Below are 2553 nucleotides of genomic sequence, written 5' to 3'. Positions count from 1 at the left end.
ATATAGTGGTATGTCCTATATTAGAAAGATGGGAAAAATAACAAAAGTGATTTGACGTGTTTTATTGTCGAAATGACAATTATAATTGTCAAATATATCTTTATTATTTACAATTTTAACTAAATAAAACAAATGGTGGATGGGGGATCATGATACGTATAAAAGATTGAAATATAGTACTATATTTTATTTCGAACAATCATAGTCTTTAATAGAGAGTACGAATGATACTAAAGAGGAGGCTTTATACATTGAGTTTACAAATTCAAAACTTAACAAAAATATTCGGAGAATCTAAAGCGGTTAATGGTTTGCAAATCTCGTTGCCGAAAGGTGAAGTGTTAGGGTTACTTGGCCGAAATGGTGCAGGGAAAACAACGACAATTAAAATGTTACTAGGTTTATTAACGCCAAATGAAGGTTCTATTACGTGGGATGGAAAATCATTTGGTGATAGCGGGGTAACAATTGGATATTTACCAGAGGAAAGAGGACTATATACAAAAAGTAGAGTAATAGATCAGTTGCGATATTTTGGTAGATTAGAAGGAATGACGAAAAAAGAAGTGGATCTTGCAATTGATCACTGGTTAGAGCGATTAGCAATCCCAGAATATAAATTTAAAACGGCAGGGGAGCTTTCGAAAGGGAATCAACAAAAAATTCAATTGATTGCTGCTCTTCTTCATGATCCAGAACTTCTTATTTTAGATGAACCATTTAGCGGACTTGATCCAGTTAATGCGGGAATGTTAGCTAATATTATTGGAGAACAAGTACAGAGTGGAAAGACAATTATTTTATCAAGTCATCGTATGGAGCAAGTAGAGGCTTTTTGCCAACATGTATGTATTTTGAAAAAAGGCGAAGCGGTCGTAGAAGGACAGTTAAGTGATATTAAGAAAGAATACGGTTTCCGTAATTTAACTATTGAAGATACAGTAGAGAATGAAAAGGGATTAGAAGCTATACACGTTCCGTATGAAAAACAACAAGGCCTTCTTTATGTAAAAGTACAAGGCGATGCAGAAGCTCTAAAGATTTTGCAACAGTTGCAAGAGCAAGGTATTAGCTTACGACAATTTAAAATGTTAGAGCCGACGTTAAACGAAATCTTTGTAGAGAGGGCGAAATAAAGATGCGTAAATTTTCTCATGTATTTTCATTTTATTTTAAGGAAGCGTTTTTATCTAAAAAATCATTAATTACGAGTGCGATTTTATTTTTAGTTGTGTTTGGTATTTTTGCATTTAATCATTTTACCTCAGGCGATGATAAAAATAAGGATAAAGATAAAATTGCAGTTGTAGTAGAGAGTTCCACATACAAAGTACAAAAAGAAGAGCTAAATAAGCTATTGCCATCAGCAAAAATAACGGTCGGTTCAAAAGATGATTTTGATAAACTGCATAAGCAAGTAGAAGAGGGAGATTTAGATGGTCTATTCCATGTGACGGAAAAGGATGGGACTCCAGCAGTTACATATATGTATAATGGATTTCCAAGCCAAGCAACTTCTGCGATTATGGCGGGTTATTTAAAACAACAATATACGAAGGTGACGATTGCAAAAAATAATGTTTCACCAGAAATTGCGCAGCAATTACAAGCAGAAATTCAAGTGCAGCAAGAAGCGATAAAAGATCGCACATCTTCTTTCGGAATTGCATATTTCTTTACATTTGCTTTGTATATGTTTATTGTAGCTTTCGGAAATACAATCGCAATGAATATTGCATCTGAAAAGGCGTCACGTGTAATGGAAGTAATGCTTCCGAAAGTAAAGCCTCTTACGATGATGTATGCGAAAATTTTGGCGGTTGTTTCAACGGCGTTATTACAACTTGTAATATTGGCGTGTGGTTATCTTATTCCTTATTTGTTAGGTTGGGTCGATTTAGAAAGTGCTTCATTACTTGGTGTTCCAATTGACTTTACAAAATTAGATGCAAAGGTTATAAGTATGTTTCTTGTTTATTTCATTACGGGGTATTTACTTTATGCGATGATGTACGCTGCGGCTGGAGCTGTTGTGTCTAAGACAGAGGATTTACAAGCTGTATCTTTCCCGATAATGATTTTGATCATGGCTGCATTCTTCATTAGTATTAAATCATTAAGTGATCCAAATAGTACTATTGTTGTTGTAAGTTCGTATGTTCCGTTTTTCACACCAATGGTTACCTTCTCTCGGATTGTAGCTGGTGAAGCAGGTATGTTAGAGATTACGATAACATTAGTAGTTTTATTGGCGACGATTGGTATATTAAATGCGATTACAAGCCGTATCTATGTAAACGGTGTAATGAATTACTCTGATAAAGTGAAGTTTAAAGATTTGGCGAAATTTATAAAGCGTCAATAATAGAGGGAAAGCATGATTTTCTAATGGAATCATGCTTTTTCTTTATCCCGCATTAACGGGCAGTAAAACTCCCATCTCAAAATTCAGCTGGAGCAAAGAAGTTAGATGGGAGATCAACTGCCCGTAAACGCCCGATTGGTTCAACTAATAATCAGTGGGAGATGAACAAAACCCCCACTGATTAAAGT

2 protein-coding genes are annotated in these 2553 nt (G+C 34.8%); both read left to right on the top strand.

The features are described from left to right. The first annotated feature begins 251 nt into the window (after window positions 1–251). On the top strand, window positions 252–1136 hold the full coding sequence (locus tag AB3X49_RS21155; RefSeq protein WP_002088851.1) for an ABC transporter ATP-binding protein: 885 nt from the start codon (window positions 252–254) through the stop codon (window positions 1134–1136). Window positions 1137–1138: 2 nt separating this feature from the next. After that, window positions 1139–2365: an ABC transporter permease gene (locus tag AB3X49_RS21150; RefSeq protein WP_085312450.1), complete on the top strand. Its 1227-nt coding sequence runs from the start codon at window positions 1139–1141 to the stop codon at window positions 2363–2365. Window positions 2366–2553 lie beyond the last annotated feature (188 nt).

It is taken from the genome of Bacillus sp. C30 (genome assembly GCF_040838255.1).
Classification (GTDB): Bacteria; Bacillota; Bacilli; order Bacillales; family Bacillaceae_G; genus Bacillus_A; species Bacillus_A mycoides.
Note: the sequence above shows the minus strand (reverse complement) of the source record. Positions and strands in the feature narration are given on the sequence as shown.